Origin of the sequence: Haloterrigena turkmenica DSM 5511, from assembly GCF_000025325.1 — an archaeon.
Classification (GTDB): domain Archaea; phylum Halobacteriota; class Halobacteria; order Halobacteriales; family Natrialbaceae; genus Haloterrigena; species Haloterrigena turkmenica.
On the sequence record NC_013743.1, the window covers coordinates 2840638 to 2855284 of the forward strand.

The 14647-nt window shown below is 65.1% G+C and carries 15 protein-coding genes; 6 read left to right on the top strand and 9 right to left on the bottom strand.

The features are described from left to right. Positions 1–12 precede the first annotated feature (12 nt). From ilvC to HTUR_RS13675, 4 genes are all read right to left on the bottom strand, one after another. The gene (ilvC, locus tag HTUR_RS13660; protein WP_012943911.1) at positions 13–1071 is read right to left on the bottom strand and encodes a ketol-acid reductoisomerase; all 1059 of its coding nucleotides are present in this window, start codon (positions 1069–1071) and stop codon (positions 13–15) included. Further along, complete coding sequence (gene ilvN / locus HTUR_RS13665) at positions 1064–1729, bottom strand: acetolactate synthase small subunit (protein ID WP_012943912.1); 666 nt, start codon at positions 1727–1729, stop codon at positions 1064–1066. The genes ilvC and ilvN overlap by 8 nt, the downstream gene beginning before the upstream one ends. After that, complete coding sequence (gene ilvB / locus HTUR_RS13670) at positions 1726–3540, bottom strand: biosynthetic-type acetolactate synthase large subunit (protein ID WP_012943913.1); 1815 nt, start codon at positions 3538–3540, stop codon at positions 1726–1728. Before ilvB ends, ilvN begins: the two co-directional genes overlap by 4 nt. A gap of 347 nt (positions 3541–3887) precedes the next feature. Continuing rightward, the gene (locus tag HTUR_RS13675) at positions 3888–5099 is read right to left on the bottom strand and encodes a LeuA family protein (RefSeq protein WP_226377505.1); all 1212 of its coding nucleotides are present in this window, start codon (positions 5097–5099) and stop codon (positions 3888–3890) included. Positions 5100–5598: 499 nt separating this feature from the next. On the opposite strand from HTUR_RS13675, the gene HTUR_RS13680 reads away from it, so the two are divergent. After that, positions 5599–6054 (top strand): ferritin-like domain-containing protein, encoded by a 456-nt coding sequence (locus HTUR_RS13680; protein WP_008894323.1) that lies wholly within the window; start codon positions 5599–5601, stop codon positions 6052–6054. Between the two features lie 218 nt (positions 6055–6272). Beyond that, on the top strand, positions 6273–6563 hold the full coding sequence (locus tag HTUR_RS13685; protein WP_012943915.1) for a DUF5779 family protein: 291 nt from the start codon (positions 6273–6275) through the stop codon (positions 6561–6563). A gap of 43 nt (positions 6564–6606) precedes the next feature. Here HTUR_RS13685 and HTUR_RS13690 read toward each other — a convergent pair whose 3' ends face one another. Beyond that, positions 6607–7104 carry a YciE/YciF ferroxidase family protein gene (locus tag HTUR_RS13690; protein WP_012943916.1) on the bottom strand — a complete coding sequence of 166 codons (498 nt, stop codon included), beginning with the start codon at positions 7102–7104 and terminating at the stop codon, positions 6607–6609. Between the two features lie 551 nt (positions 7105–7655). Between HTUR_RS13690 and HTUR_RS13695 the strand changes: the two genes are divergently transcribed. Further along, positions 7656–8945 carry a sensor histidine kinase gene (locus HTUR_RS13695; protein ID WP_226377448.1) on the top strand — a complete coding sequence of 430 codons (1290 nt, stop codon included), beginning with the start codon at positions 7656–7658 and terminating at the stop codon, positions 8943–8945. 42 nt (positions 8946–8987) lie between these two features. On the opposite strand, the gene HTUR_RS13700 is transcribed toward HTUR_RS13695, so the two are convergent. Continuing rightward, positions 8988–9671 (bottom strand): VOC family protein, encoded by a 684-nt coding sequence (locus tag HTUR_RS13700; RefSeq protein WP_012943918.1) that lies wholly within the window; start codon positions 9669–9671, stop codon positions 8988–8990. A 73-nt stretch (positions 9672–9744) separates the two neighbouring features. Here HTUR_RS13700 and HTUR_RS13705 point away from each other — a divergent pair, with 73 nt between their 5' ends. Both HTUR_RS13705 and HTUR_RS13710 read left to right on the top strand, forming a co-directional pair. After that, entirely contained in the window at positions 9745–10428 is a 684-nt protein-coding gene (locus HTUR_RS13705; RefSeq protein WP_012943919.1) for a hypothetical protein, read from the top strand. Between the two features lie 179 nt (positions 10429–10607). After that, positions 10608–11030, top strand: a complete 423-nt coding sequence (locus HTUR_RS13710; RefSeq protein ID WP_012943920.1) for a hypothetical protein — start codon at positions 10608–10610, stop codon at positions 11028–11030. 394 nt (positions 11031–11424) lie between these two features. Here the strand turns inward: HTUR_RS13710 and HTUR_RS13715 are convergent, their stop codons facing one another. Further along, a complete protein-coding gene (locus HTUR_RS13715; protein WP_008894315.1) occupies positions 11425–11634 on the bottom strand; it encodes a ribbon-helix-helix domain-containing protein in 210 nt (69 codons plus the stop codon). Positions 11635–11782: 148 nt separating this feature from the next. On the opposite strand from HTUR_RS13715, the gene HTUR_RS13720 reads away from it, so the two are divergent. Further along, positions 11783–12112 (top strand): DUF5789 family protein, encoded by a 330-nt coding sequence (locus HTUR_RS13720; RefSeq protein ID WP_012943921.1) that lies wholly within the window; start codon positions 11783–11785, stop codon positions 12110–12112. Positions 12113–12118: 6 nt separating this feature from the next. On the opposite strand, the gene aglJ is transcribed toward HTUR_RS13720, so the two are convergent. Both aglJ and aglM read right to left on the bottom strand, forming a co-directional pair. After that, positions 12119–13141, bottom strand: a complete 1023-nt coding sequence (gene aglJ, locus HTUR_RS13725) for an S-layer glycoprotein N-glycosyltransferase AglJ (RefSeq protein ID WP_049941742.1) — start codon at positions 13139–13141, stop codon at positions 12119–12121. Positions 13142–13271: 130 nt separating this feature from the next. Next, the gene (gene aglM / locus HTUR_RS13730; protein ID WP_012943923.1) at positions 13272–14561 is read right to left on the bottom strand and encodes a UDP-glucose 6-dehydrogenase AglM; all 1290 of its coding nucleotides are present in this window, start codon (positions 14559–14561) and stop codon (positions 13272–13274) included. Between the last annotated feature and the right edge of the window lie 86 nt (positions 14562–14647).

Sequence of the window (14647 nt, forward strand, 5' to 3'; positions counted from 1 at the left end):
GGTTGTTATCGATCAGTCGTCCGCCTGCACCTGGACGGACTCGTCTTCGTCTTCCGCTTGCTCTTCCTCCTCGGCCCAGGCGAACAGGTCGCGCAGTCGACCGCCGACCTCCTCGATGTCGTGTTCCTGCTCGGCCTGTCGAAGCTGGCTGTAGCTGGGTCGGCCGGCCTGGTTCTCGACGATCCACTCACGCGTGAACTCGCCGTTCTGGACCTCCTCGAGGACCTCTTCCATGTTCTCACGAACCGACTCGTCGACGATCCGGTCGCCGCGGGTGAGCCCGCCGTACTCGGCGGTGTCGGAGACGGAGTTCCACATCTCCATGTTCCCGCCTTCGTACATCAGGTCGACGATCAGTTTGAGCTCGTTGAGACACTCGAAGTAGGCGATCTCCGGCGAGTAGCCCGCGTCGACGAGCGTCTCGTAGCCGTGTTTGACCAGCGAGGTGACGCCGCCACAGAGGACGGCCTGCTCGCCGAAGAGGTCCGATTCGACCTCCTCCTGGAACGTCGTCTCGATGACGCCGGCGCGAGTGCAGCCGATCCCCTTCGCGTAGGCGAGTGCGCGTTCCTCGGCATGGCCGGTAGTGTCCTGGTAGATCGCCAGCAGGCCGGGGGTCCCCTCGTCGTTCTCGTAGTTCCGGCGGACGAGGTGGCCCGGGCTCTTCGGCGCGACCATCGTCACGTCGACGCCCTCGGGGGGCTGGATCTGGTTGTAGTGGATGTTCAGTCCGTGGGCGAACTGCAGCGTGTCCCCCGCCTCGAGGTTGGGTTCGATGGCGTTCTCGTAGACGTCCGACTGGACGGTGTCGGGCACCAGCACGGAGACGTAGGAGGCCTGGGCGACGGCGTCGGCCGGCGTCGCGACCTCGAGACCGTCGGCTTCGGCGGCCGAGCGCGAGGACGACTCCTCGCGGAGGCCGACGACCACGTCCACGCCGCTTTCGTTCAGGTTCAGCGCGTGGGCGTGGCCCTGGCTCCCGTAGCCCAGCACGGCCACGGTCTCGTCGTCGAGCGTCGATACGTCTGCGTCGTCGTCGTAGTAGATGTCGGTGGTGAATTCGTCAGTCATCGTTTGCTGTCTGGTATGTTTCGTCGTGGTTCGCCTCGGTGGCGGTCGATTCAGTCGCGTTCACGGCTGCCGCGGTCTCCTCGGTGCCGCGAGCGAGCGCCGTCGTCCCGGTTCGGGAGATTTCCCGGATCCCGAACTGGCCGAACGTGTCGATCGCTGCCTCGATCTTCTGGCGCGCGCCCGTGATCTCGAAGGTCGCCGTCTCCGGACTCGAGTCGACGGTCGTCGCGTCGTACATGTCCGCGACGGCGCTGACCTGCGCGGGATCGTCGGCGTCGACCTTGATCAACGCCAGCTCCCGCTGCATCGCGTCGGGCTCGAGTTCGCGCACCGAGATCACCGGCACGAGCTTGCGCAGCTGTTTCTTGATCTGGTCGATGCCCGGATCGGGCTCCTCGACGACGACCGTGATCCGCGCGCGGTCCTCGTCTTTCGTCGGCCCGACGGTCAGGCTCTCGATGTTGAACTGGCGCCTCGAGAACAGTCCCGAGACGTCCGAGAGCACGCCGGGCTCGTGGGCGACCAGCGCGGAGATCACGGTGCGCCGGGGCTCGTGGGTCGCTTCGACCTCGGGGTCGATGCGAATGCCCTGCTTGTTGCGTCGACCCGCGGGGGTCGGTCGGTCCTCCGGCGGTGGTCCCTCGAGTCCTCGTTTCATAGTTGGTCCTCCGTCAGTGCGAACTGTCCGTTGTCGCCGCCGCTTGGCACCATCGGGAAGACGTTGGCCTCGGGATCGATGTGGACGTCGATCACCGAGGGGCCGTCGTAGGAAAGCGCCTCCTCGATGGTGTCGGCGACCTCGTCGTAGTCGTCGATGCGGAAGCCGGCCGCGCCGAAGGCCTCGGCGAGCTTGTCGAACTCGGGCATCCAGTGGTAGTCCGACGCGGAGTGGCGGCCCTCGAAGAAGGCGTCCTGCCACTGTCGGACCATCCCGATGTACTCGTTGTTGAGCACGGCGACCGTGATGTCCAGATTCTCGCGGACCGCGACCGAGAGACCCTGCAACGTCATCAGGAACGAGCCGTCGCCGTCGAAACAGACGACGTCCTGATCGTCGTCGGCCGCGATTCGGGCGCCGATCGCCGCCGGCAGCCCGTAGCCCATCGTCCCGAGCCCGTGACTCGAGACCCACGTGCGGGGTTCGGTGTACGTCCAGTACTGGCAGGCCCACATCTGGTGTTGGCCGACGCCGGTCGTCACGATGGTGTCGTCGTCGGTCGCCTCGTCTAAGGCTTCGACGACGAACTCCGGCTGGAGCGGCTCGTCCTCGGGCGCGTCGTAGGCCATCGAGTAGTCGGACTTCCACTGCTGGCACTGCGCGCGCCATTTCGTGGCCTCGGGCGACTCGTCGACCGCCTCGGCCAGCTGTTCGACGACGGTCGCGGCGTCGCCGATCAGCGGGTAGTCCGCGTGGATGTTCTTCGAGATCTCCGCGGGATCGATGTCGACGTGGATGAGCTCCGCATCGGGCGCGAAGGTCTCGATGCCGCCGGTCAGGCGGTCGTCGAACCGCGTTCCGATCCCGATCAGCGTGTCGCAGTGGGTGATCGCCATGTTGGCGTAGCCGGTGCCGTGCATCCCCGCCATCTCGAGGGAAAGCTCGTGATCCTCGGGGAAGGCACCGATGCCGGGCATCGTGGTGATGACCGGGATCTCGTGTTCGATGGCGAACTCGCGGCAGGCCTCGCTGGCCTCGCCCTTGATGACGCCGCCGCCCAGCAGCATGGCGGGCCTGTTCGAGTTCTCGATGCGCTCTGCCGCGGCCGCGACGATCTCCTCGTCGGCCCGCTCCTGGACCTCGTAGGTCTCGGGCACCGACGGCGCGTCGGGCTCGTGGTCGGTCTCGCCGTTCGTGATGTCCTTGGGGAGATCGACCAGCGTCGGGCCCGGTCGGCCCTCACCGGCGAGGGCGAACGCCTCGCTGACGTCGCTGCCGACGGTGTCCGAGTCGCTCGAGAAGGTGTTGTCCTTCGTGACCGGCGTCGTGACGCCCGTCGTGTCGGTCTCCTGGAAGGCGTCGTTGCCGACGAGCTCCGTCGGCACCTGGCCCGTCAGAGCCACCATCGGATCCGAGTCCATGTCGGCGTCGGCCAGCCCCGTGACGAGGTTGGTCGCGCCCGGTCCGGAGGTCGCCAGACAGATGCCCGGCTTCCCCGAGACGATGCCGTAGGCGTCGGCCGCGTGGGCCGCGCCCTGCTCGTGGGCCATCGTCACGTGGTAGATCTCCGAGTCGTAGAGGGCGTCGTAGACGGGCATGATCGCCCCGCCCTGCACGCCGAAGGCGTGCTCGACGCCCGCGTTTTCTAGCGCGCGGACGACCGCTTCGGCACCGCTGGTGACGGGTGCCGGCGTCGTCTCCGACCCGGCGTCGGCCTCCTGAGCCGCGTCCGGGGCCGCGCTGTCGGTGATCTGGTCGTCGTCCTGTGCCTCCTCGTCTGCCTGTGTGACCTTTGCTGCGCGTTCGCTCATCGATTACCTCCCGCCGCGTGGCGGCTGTCGATCGCTGTGGATGTCGGGTATGCTGTCATCTGCTGGATTTGCTGTCGCTGTGAGAACGGTGCGACGAATTCGGGTCCGAAGCTACGAGGTACTAGATACGGGGCGTAGGCGCCCCTACAATACGAATCGGAGCGAGCGCGCTGGTGTCGACCGGGCTGCGAGCCGACAGTGAAGCGCGGACCGTCATTATCGTTCTCGTAGGACCCTCGAGTGACATAACCCTTGCGAGTTTTCAAGCCGCTGCAAGTATTGCTGGTCGGTCCGCTCGAGCGCGACAGCAGGGGCTCGCGAACGGTGGCAAACGGGGAGGACATCCCTTAGACGCGCACCTCCTCCTCCTCTTTGGACTGGCGTTCGATGCCAGCCTCTTCGGCGAAGCGCTCCAAGTCGTCGACGGTGACCCGGCGCTTCTCGGCCCCGAAGTCCTTGACGCGGCGGGTGACCGCCCTGACCTGATCGTCGGTGGGCTCGAAGCCCAGTTCGGCCAGGCGCTCCCGTACCGAGTGGGTACCGGTGTGCTTGCCCAGGATCAGGCGGCGTTCGGCGCCGACCATCTCCGGGGTCATGACGCCGGGCTCGAAGGTGTCGGAGTTCTCGATGACGCCGGCGGCGTGGATGCCGCTCTCGTGGGAGAAGGCGTTGTCGCCGACGACGGGCTTGTTGCCCGGCGTCGCCATCCCGCTTTTCTCCTCGACGACGTTCGAGAGCTCGGTGATGCGCGTCGTGTCGATCCCCGTGTCGGTCTGATACAGGGACTCGACGGCCATCACGAACTCCTCGTAGGCGGCGTTGCCCGCGCGCTCGCCGATGGAGTTGACCGAGACCTGCGCCTGATCGGCCCCCGCTTCGATGCCGGCCAGGGCGTTGGCGGTGGCCAGCCCGAAGTCGTCGTGGGTGTGGACGTCGATCCGCGCGTCCGTATGGGCACAGACCTTCTCGATCATGGCCCGAAACCGCGTCGGCGTGGCGACGCCACAGGTGTCCGGAATGTTAATCCAGTCGACGCCGGCCTCGCTGACGGCCTCGATGATCTCGAGCAGGAACTGCTCGTCAGTTCGGGTCGCGTCCATCGGCGAGAACATGCAGGTGGTTCCCGTCTCAGTGACGCGTTCGACCGATTCGACTGCGCGTTCGACGACTTCGTCTCGCGTCGCGTGCATCGAGTCCTCGATCTGGACGTCGCTGGTGCTGACGAACGTGTGCACCATTTCGACGCCGGAATCCAGTGCGGCCTCGATGTCCGCGTCGACGACGCGGGCTAACCCGCAGGTCGTCGTCGAGGTCGATGACGCGATATCACGAACGGCCTCGAACTCCGCGTCCGAGTTGACGGGGAACCCGGCCTCGATGACGTGGGTACCCATCTCGTCCAGGATGGACGCGATCTGCCGTTTGTCGTCGTAGGAGAACGAAGTTCCGGGCGACTGTTCGCCGTCCCGGAGGGTCGTATCGAAGACACGTGCTGACTCTATTTCGTCAGTGGAATCTAACGTGCCCTGGAAGAACTCGACCCCCCTGACTGGTGTCAGAGGACGAATCGTCTTGTGAAGACATTGTATCTGAATCCGACGGGCGACGAGGTATATAAAGCTACCGCTGTCCTGAGTCTCGGGTGGGAAGTGGTCACAACCCACGATCTCCGATGAAGGTCGAAAATCGCAAGACACCAACGGCCTTTCCTGTCCTATTATGTCCTATTATCATACTTCGAACGAGAGCGAACGAGACCGCGATCGACTCGAGTCGACCCTGATTGCGAGCCGTCGACATCCGAGAATCGCTGGCGCGCGCTCATCGGTTGACAGTCGGGTAGAAGTTCTCCTCCTGACCCGAATCGAAACGAACATTTCGATTATATCGGTCCATTAGCGCCCATTCGTCTATATACCTCCCAAATACTCGCCTCCGCGCTGCGTCTGCGGGCGAATGACGTGCGCCGTTGGGATCGACGAACGGTCGGGGTCCATAAACGCGTCATGCAGGCGCGCGTACCAGGTCTTTACCGCTCGCTGTGGTAGGTCGGCCGGCATGACGACCGACGAGATTACGGACCTCCTGACGGAGGCCTACACCGACGAACTCGAGACCGTGATGAACTACCTCTCGAACGCGATCGTCCTCGATGGCATCCACGCCGAGGAGGTCAAGGCGAGCTTAGAGGAGGACATCCAGGAGGAGCTCGACCACGCGCAGATACTCGGCGAGCGCCTGAAGCAACTCGACGAGTCGCCGCCGGGCTCCGAGCAGTTCCAGGCCAAGCAACACAGCCTCCAGCCTCCCGAGGACACCACCGACGTCCAGTCGGTCATCGAGGGCGTCCTCGAGGCCGAGAACGATGCGATCGAGACCTACCGATCACTGATCGAGGCCGCCGAAGACGCGAACGACCCCGTCACGGAGGACGTGGCGGTGACGATCCTCACCGATGAGGAGGCCCACCGGACCGAGTTCCGCGGGTTCCAGAAGGAGTTCCCGATGGACTGAGCCGTCCGACTCGATAGCTGCCGCGAACAGTCGAAGACCGCGAGCGACCAAAGGGAGTGAGCGGGCCGAGGAACCCTCGAAGCCGCGCCTTGGCGCGGCTGAGGGGGTGACGCTGTGCTTTTGATCAACCTTTTGCCGAGTGCGGTCGCGAAGCGACCGCACGCAGCGTAAAAGGTTGATGGCGAACGTTTTTCTCGTCCCGGTTCGACGCACCCCCTATGAGCGATTTCGACCTCGACCTCCGAACCGTCGAGGAACACATCGATGAGGAACTCGAGATCGATGGCAGTATCGTCCTCGGCGTCCTCGACGGGGAGACGCCCGCCGAGGAGTGGCTCGAGGCGATCTCGAAGGGGAACGTGCTCGTCCTCAACGTCGAGGGCGACGTCAACGAACTGGCCGCCGGTTTCGCTCGCGACATCAGGGAGTCGGGTGGGAACCTCGTTCACTTCCGCGGATTCTTGCTGGTGACGCCGCCAGGCGTCGACGTGAACACGGATCGACTGTAGTTTCGCGGTCGAGAAAAAGCGAGGGTCTCGCGGGTCGACGCCGTCAGTTCGACGCTTCGAGTTCGCCGTAGTCGAACTGCTCGCCCATCTCCGAGAGCGTCTCGAGTTCGTCCTGCTCCTCGCGGAGGGTTTCCTCGAGCATGTCGGCGACGTCGTCCATCCCGAGCTGGTCGGCCATCGGGATGAGGTTGCCGTAGGTGGCAATCTCGTAGTGTTCGGACTTCTGGCCGGCGGCGATATTGTACCGATCGATGGCCTGCTCGCTCGGATCCTGATCCATGAACTCCTCGTGAGCCTGGATCATCCCCTCGACGACGGGGTCTTCCGCCGCTTCGGCGTCGGCGTCGAGCTGTTCGAACACCTGCTCGATACGGTCGACGTGCGTCTTCGTTTCTTCGCGGTGCTCGGCGAACCCGCTTTTGAGTTCCTCGTTCGAGGAGGTCTGCTCGAGTTCGTCGAGGGCGTCGACGAGTTGCTGTTCGGTGTAATACGCGTGCTTGAGGCCGGATACGAAGAGGTCTTCGGTTGTGTCGATGCTCATGGGCGATCCGTTTGTTGGGACAGCGCTAGGTTCGATAAACAGCGGGCTTGCAGTCTGCAGGAGCGTTCGGCTGGCGGCAAACGGCTCTCAGGGCATGCTCATCACAGGAGGTTTCCGGTCGTCGGAGACGGGTTCGAACGATTCGACGCCGGTTTGGTACATGGCAGCGAGTGAAAGAGTCTCTGCGGTGCTTTCCTCCCAATTTATAACTGAGACAGGTAGCAAACAATCGTATGGACTGGCGTTTTCCGAGATGGCTCGGAACCGCGATTGTTGTGGCGATTTTCGTCTTCTCGCTGGTCGTCTCTGTGTACCATGTGTGGGTTCACGAATCGCGGTTGGTGTTGGCGTTACTTGGACAGTGGTCACTGGTCGTTCTCTCGGTTACGTTCGGCTGCATTGGATACTACGCGCTCACGAACGTTGACACACCGAACGGACCTGGAATCATCGGTCGCTATACGGGTATCGGATACGTACTCGCAGGGCTGGCGTCCGGTGGATACGCGTCGCATCAGTATCTGGCACCGGAAGCGACGATCGATTTCGACGTGATCCTGTTTCAGGCGATCTTCGTGGCGCTCGTCGGGGGAACGGCTGGCATTCTCGTCGGCTTCGAGACCGCCCGCCGGAAACGATCTATCGCCGATCTCGAGGAGACGACGAGCGAACTCGAGGCGATCGAGGACGAGATCCGAACCGAGAAGCAGCGGTTCGAATCGCTGTTCCAGAACGCGCCGTCCGCGGCCGCGGATATCCAGTACACGGACGGCGAGCCGACGATCGATCGCGCCAACACCGTCTTCGAGGAGCTCGTCGACCACACGAGCGCGGACGCCCAGGGAAAGAACCTGTTCGAGGTCGTTCCCCTCCAGGAGACAGAGACGGAAGCGGCGGTCGCGGCCCACGTCGCGGACAACGAGATCTACCGAGACGAGGTCACCGTTGACCGACCCGACGGTCGCGGTCACTACAAGCTTCGCGTGATCCCCTACGAGGTCGGAAAGGAGGGCGAGCGGGCGTTCGCGCTCTACACCGACGTGACGGAGCTCAGACGGACCCAACAGGAGCTGGCCGAGAGCGTTGACCAGCTCGAGGCCTCGAACGAGCGCTTAGAGCAGTTCGCCTACGCCGTCTCCCACGACCTGCAGGAACCCCTGCGGATGGTCTCGAGCTACCTCCAGTTACTCGAGGATCGTTACCGGGACGAGCTCGACGAGGATGCCGAGGAGTTCATCGACTACGCCGTCGACGGCGCCGAACGGATGCGCGCGATGATCGAGAACCTCCTCGAGTACTCCCGGGTCACCACCCGCGGCGAGCCCCTGGAACCGACGGACGCCGCAGCGGTCCTCGACAACGTGCTCACCGACCTCGAACCGCGGATCGAGGAGACCGACGCGACGATCACCGTCGACGAACTCCCAACGGTTATCGCTGACGGCGACCAGCTCGCACAGGTGTTCCGCAACCTCCTCTCGAACGCGCTCAAATACAGTGGGGACGAGCCGCCGCGGGTGCACGTCGGCGTCGAACGGGACGGCGACGAGTGGCGGTTCGCGATCGCCGATCAGGGAATCGGGCTCGATCCCGAGCAGTCCGAGCAGATCTTCGACGTCTTCGAAACCGCGCACACGTCCGAGGAGGGATCGGACTCGGGCATCGGACTGGCGCTGTGCCAGCGAATCATCGAGCGCCACGGCGGGAAGATCTGGGTCGACTCCGAACCCGGCGAGGGCGCGACGTTCTACTTCACGCTGCCGCGCACCGAGGCTCAGGAGTCGGAACGGACCCGCCCGCCTCGAGCCGACAGCGAAGAGCCCAGCGACAGTCGAGCGTAGCGCTCGTCGGCAGCCGACTCTTCTCCGAGATACTCGCTCCCCCTACGTCGTGAACGTCAGGCAATGGCCGTCCGGATCGCGGACGACGACCTCCTCGTCGTCGACGCGGTCGACGCGCTGGACGCGGTCGCTGACCGCCTCGAGTTCCGCGGTCGGTTCGGTGCTCTCGAAGCCCAGATCGACGTGGACGCCGCCGCGAGCGTCAGCGATGCCGAGGTGGGGCTCCCAGAGTTCCAGGGCCATCGGGCCGTTCATCCGGATCCGCTTGCGTTCGTCCCCGCCGTCGACCGTCTCGAACCCCAGCGCAGCGTAGAACGACTCCGCGCGCTCGAGATCCTCGACCTCGAGGACGACCTCGAAGATCCCGTCGATGCCGGGGCCCTCCACGCCCTGCTGGCCGAGTTCGACGCAGTTGCCGTCGGGGTCGTAGAGGTACAGCGACTTCGCGGGGCCGAATCGAGCCTCCTCGAGGTCGTACTCGGCGCTCAGGCGGTCCCACCAGTCGTCGTACTCGGCATCGGGAATCGAGAACGCGTAGTGGGTGTGGAGCCCGCCTCGCGGGACGGCCTCGGGCCGGCGAATCACGAGGTCCGTCTCGCCGGCGGCGAAGACGAGTTCGGTCTCGCGCTCCGCGGTGCAGGCCAACTCCAGCGTCTCCTCGTAGAACGACCGCGCCGGCTCGAGATATTTGGCCTCGAGAGCGAGCCAGGACAACCCGGTGAGCATGGTCGGACGTACGCGGGGCGGCGACATAGTGTCATCGCCTACGCTTTTACGCGCCGCCGCCGTAGTCGCAGGTATGCCGTTTCGCGTCGACGAGCGTGCGACCGAGTTCCGAGAGATCGACCGCTTCGACGGCGGCGTCGGCTGGATCGCCCACCCCGACGAGGAGATGCAACGCGCGAGCCACGCCCTCGAGGTAGACGGCGACGTCTGGCTCATCGATCCCGTCGACACCGCGGGACTCGACGAACTGGTCGCCGAGTTCGGCGACGTACGGGGGGTCGTCGTCCTGCTCGATCGCCACACGCGAGACGCCGAAGCGATCGCCGACCGGCACAACGTGCCGGTCTATCTCCCCCAGATCTTCGAGGGCGTCACCGAGGACCTCGACGCCCCGGTCGCCCGCTTTTCGGACGAACTCTCCGACACCGGCCTCGAGGCCCACACGATCGTCGACAATCGCTTCTGGAAGGAGGTCGCCCTCTACGACCGCGAGGACGGAACGCTCGTCGTCCCCGAATCGGTCGGCACGGCCGCGTTCTTCCGGGCCGGAAGCGAACGCCTCGGCGTCCACCCGATGCGTCGACCCGTCCCGCCGCGCGAGGAACTGGGCGGCTTCTCGCCCGAGCGGATCCTCGTCGGGCACGGTCCGGGGATCACGACCGACGCGCCGGCGGCGCTCGCGGACGCCCTCGAGAACGCTCGCCGGCGCGCGCCGCAGGTATACGCTGGGATGGCGTGGCAGCTGCTGCCGATCTAGCTACTACCGCCGCCGAAGACGGTACCGATACGATCGACGCGCTCGTGTCGCGTTCCAGCACCGTCGGATCGCCCGTACCCTGTTCGAGCGTCATCGTATCGCCCGTATCCTGTTCCGGCATCGGTTACAGCGATGATCGTGGGGGTACAACTAACTACGATCGGTACTTACGGGGAATAGTGGTCTATATCACGCGGGCGCTCGTAGACGTCCTTCTCGATCTCGCCAGCGACGCCGATCCGGACCGCGTGACGACCGGCGTCTCGGTGATGCCCGCCGGCGAACTCGAGGGGACAACCGAGTTAGCGCCCGAGACACCGGTCTTTACGGATTTCTTCCTCCCGGACCCGGACAACGCCCTCAACGCCGTCTTCGGCGTCGATCTCACGACCCCGGCCCGCCAGACACAGGGGCAGTTCGTCTCGCACCCGCTCCGGGAACTCGAGGTGACCAAGCGAGACGACCTCGCGCAAGTGATCTTCGTCGCCGTTCCGCCGTGGGAACTCGACGAACAGTCGTTCGGTGCCTTCGACCGGCGCGGTCGACGGCAACCCCTCGAGGTCGTGGACGCGCGACCGCCGGACCAGTCGCTGACCGACTGACTGCGGCGGCGGGAAGAAATATCGAATCCGAACGCGCTGCGAGCGCGCGACCGCTACCAGAACGAGGCCGGAACCGGTTCCGGTCGCGGTGCGGCGCTCGTCGGCCCGTGTCCGTCACCGATTATTCGATCGATGATGCTCCGACGCTCCGGCTTACGATCGTCGTCAGCGTCGTCCGACGGCGATGGGAAGTCCGGGACGTGTGGCATCTGTCTTCGACCTCCAGTGCGAACTAGGGCCTCGAAACGGATAATAGCCGTGCCTGTGCTGACGAGGTAGCGGCGATCGTGCTGTCACGGCCCGTCTCGTACCGCTCGGTCTCGCAACGCTCCCGGGCGAGCATCGGCCCGACGACTCGAGCGCACTGACTCGAGACTCGAGAGCGACGACCGCGCTACTCGAGGTAGCCGAGCCCGCGAAGCTGTTCGGTGATCTCCTCGAACTCGGCTTCGGTGAGTTCGCCCTCCTTCTGGTGCTGGATGACGATGCTCCGGAGCAGGAACCGAACGAGATCGCTCGTGCTCTGGAAGCTGGTGCCGTCGATCGTCTCCTCGACGCGGTCGGCCAGATCCTTCGGGATCGAGACCGTGGTGTATTCGGTCATACAGGTGTCTTCATCGCCGGCGACAAATGCGTGTCGGGAGCGGACGTCCGTGTCGATCCAGCGGTGTCTCCTTCCCACGGATCGAGAGCGTGGCTTTCCCACGGCCGTCTTCGTAGCGGTTTTGCGGGCGGACGTGCTACGTGATCGTATGGGAGTCCGGCCACCATCGAGCGGAGACGACGACGAACCCGAGAGCATCGAATTCGGTATCGCCGCCGTCGACGCCCGCCTAAAGGACGCGGAGCTATCGTTTCCGGCGACGAAAGACGACGTCGCGGCCGAACTCGGCCACGAACGCATTCCGTACAACGTCCACGGAAACGACGTCGCGCTGCGCGAGATGCTCGCGGAAGTCGACACCGAGGAGTTTCGCTCGCGCCAGGAACTGTTGAACGACCTGCACGGCCCGTTCGAGGAGTATCGACGGAACAACTCGAACGGCGTCTTCCAGCAGGTCCGTTCGATGCTGCCCTTTTGAAACGCGTTATCGTCCGTCGTCGTCTCGCTCGCGGCTCTTGCGAGTGATCTGCTCGAGACGGCGCCGCTGCTCGCGGTGCAAAGAGAGGAGCATATCCGAGAGGACGCCGAAGATGAGTAACTGGACGCCCAACAGAATCGCGGCCGCCGAGACCAGCGCCATGATCTCGTGGCCGATCTGGTACTGGATCCACTCCCAGAGGACGTACGACGCGATCGCACCGCCAAAGAGGATCCCGCCGACGCCGAAACTGCCGAAATAAAACAGCGGGTTGTTGGTCTTGGCCAGCGAGTACAGCGCGAGGATGATCGTGCCGCCGTCCCTGATCGGGTGGAGGTTCGTCTCCGACTCGTCGGGGCGGGCGCCGTAACTGATCGGCACGACGGTCGTGTCGATACCGTGCTTGACGCACTCGACGGCGAGCTCCGTCTCGAGAGTGAAGCCGTCCGAGTCGATCGAGAGCCGGTCGAACGAGTCGACGGTGAACGCTCGGTACCCCGAGAGGATGTCCTCGTAGTCGGCACCGTGAATGACGCTGAACGAGCGGTTGATCATCCGGTTGCCGAAGCCGTTCAACGCCTTCATCGCGTCGTCGTCCATGTCCGCAAAGCGATTGCCGATCACGTGCTCGTACCCCCGCGAGAGGGGCTCGATCATGGCGTCGATATCGACGGGATCGTAGGTCCCGTCGCCGTCTAACATCACCACGTAGGGGACGTTGACGTACTCGACTGCCTCGCGGACGGCCTGGCCCTTCCCCTCGCCGGACTGGACGAAGACGTGGGCGCCGCGGTCGCGGGCGATCTCCCGGGTTCCGTCGTCGCTCCCGCCGTCGGCGACGAGCACGTTCGTGTAGCCCTGCTCGTGAAAGCCGTCGATGACGTCGCCGATCGTCGCCGCCTCGTCGAGGGTCGGAATGAGAACGCAAACGTCGTCGGGAGAGATCTCCCGCGTCTCGGCGCTCATAGCGATGACCTCTCCATCGCCGCTCGAGAGCCTCGCGTCCGCGCGAACCGCGTCATTTCCCATCGACAATCATTCCCGTGCGCTGCCGCAAAAGGATACTGATTGCGTAATACGCGTGTTATAACGGCGCCCGCAGACGGCCCGTCGCGCGTCGCGGTTCGCCGGGCCGACTCGAGGGACACCGACATCGGCGTTACCAGGTGAGCCCCTCGTAGACCTCGAGGGCGTCCCGGTCGACGTCGATCCGGCGGCCGTCGACCAGCACCCGGCGTTCCATCCCGTCGAACGCGAGGTCGTCGAACTCCGGCCAGTCGGTCGCGACGACCGCGCCGTCGGCGCCCGCGAGCGCCTCGTCGGCCGAGTCGGCGTACTCGATCTCGGGGTAGTCCGGCCGGACGTTCTCGACGGCGACCGGGTCGTAGGCGACGACCTCGGCGCCGCGCTCGCGGAGGTGCTCGATCACGTCGAGCGCGCGGGACTTGCGCACGTCGTCGGTTCCGGGCTTGAACGACAGCCCTAGCACCGCGACGCGGGCTCCCTCGAACGGGACGTGCTCGGCGAGCAGGGCGACGAGCCGGCGGGGTTGCTCGTCGTTGACCGAGACGACGGCGTCGAGCAGGTCGGGGTCGTACCCCTGTTCGCGGGCACCGGCCCGCAGGGCGTTGACGTCCTTCGGGAAACAGGAGCCGCCCCAGCCCAGCCCCGAGCGCATGAAGCGGTCGGAGATACGGTCGTCGAGCCCGACCGCGTCGAGGACCTCGTAGGCGTCCGCGCCGTACTCCTTTGCGACGTTCCCCAGTTCGTTGACCAGCGAGACCTTCGACGCGAGGAAGGCGTTGTTGGCGTACTTGATGAGTTCCGCCTCCCGAACGTCGGTCTCGACGAGATCCGTCTCCTCGCGCTCGAGAATTGGGGCGTAGAGTTCGCGCAGCGTCGCGGCGGCGCCCTCGCTCGAGGCGCCGAGCACGACCTTATCGGGCTCGAGGAAGTCCTCGACGGCCGTGCTCATCCGCAGGAACTCGGGGTTCATCGAGATCTCGAGCCCGTCGCCGATTCGGCGGCCGGACTCCTCCTCGAGGATCGGGCCGACGACCTCCTCCGTGGTTCCGGGGAGAACCGTGCTCTTGACGACCACGAGGTGGTCGCCGTCCTTCTCGGCGAGCGTCCGCCCCAGAGACTCGGTGCCCGCCCGCATGGGCGCCAGATCGAGACTGCCGTCGTCGGTCTGGGGCGTCGGGAGGCAGAGGAAAGTGACGTCGGTTTCCCGGATCTCGTCGTAGTCCGTCGTCGCACGGAGGTTCGTGCCCGCGTGCTCGGCGATTCGCTCCTCGAGGCCCGACTCGTGGATCGGGGCCTCGCCGGCGTTGATAGTCGCGACGATGTCCTCGTCGATCTCGACGTTCAGCACGTCGTGACCGAGATCGGCGAGGCAGGCGGCGATGGTGGTGCCGACGTAGCCGCTGCCGATGATAGAGACGTCCATGCTGTATCGCAATATCGGCCGTCGTTACATGCTTTTGGATTTACACGGTCGATCGATCAGTCTGCGCAGGAATGGTCCGCTCCGGA

Excerpts from the sequence above, each read along its gene's own strand:
- ilvC (WP_012943911.1), bottom strand. The coding sequence starts at position 1,071 with ATGACTGACGAATTCACCACCGACATCTACTACGACGACGACGCAGAC.
- ilvN (WP_012943912.1), bottom strand. The coding sequence starts at position 1,729 with ATGAAACGAGGACTCGAGGGACCACCGCCGGAGGACCGACCGACCCCC.
- ilvB (WP_012943913.1), bottom strand. The coding sequence starts at position 3,540 with ATGAGCGAACGCGCAGCAAAGGTCACACAGGCAGACGAGGAGGCACAG.
- HTUR_RS13680 (WP_008894323.1), top strand. The coding sequence starts at position 5,599 with ATGACGACCGACGAGATTACGGACCTCCTGACGGAGGCCTACACCGAC.
- HTUR_RS13685 (WP_012943915.1), top strand. The coding sequence starts at position 6,273 with ATGAGCGATTTCGACCTCGACCTCCGAACCGTCGAGGAACACATCGAT.
- HTUR_RS13690 (WP_012943916.1), bottom strand. The coding sequence starts at position 7,104 with ATGAGCATCGACACAACCGAAGACCTCTTCGTATCCGGCCTCAAGCAC.
- HTUR_RS13700 (WP_012943918.1), bottom strand. The coding sequence starts at position 9,671 with ATGCTCACCGGGTTGTCCTGGCTCGCTCTCGAGGCCAAATATCTCGAG.
- HTUR_RS13705 (WP_012943919.1), top strand. The coding sequence starts at position 9,745 with ATGCCGTTTCGCGTCGACGAGCGTGCGACCGAGTTCCGAGAGATCGAC.
- HTUR_RS13715 (WP_008894315.1), bottom strand. The coding sequence starts at position 11,634 with ATGACCGAATACACCACGGTCTCGATCCCGAAGGATCTGGCCGACCGC.
- HTUR_RS13720 (WP_012943921.1), top strand. The coding sequence starts at position 11,783 with ATGGGAGTCCGGCCACCATCGAGCGGAGACGACGACGAACCCGAGAGC.
- aglJ (WP_049941742.1), bottom strand. The coding sequence starts at position 13,141 with ATGGGAAATGACGCGGTTCGCGCGGACGCGAGGCTCTCGAGCGGCGAT.
- aglM (WP_012943923.1), bottom strand. The coding sequence starts at position 14,561 with ATGGACGTCTCTATCATCGGCAGCGGCTACGTCGGCACCACCATCGCC.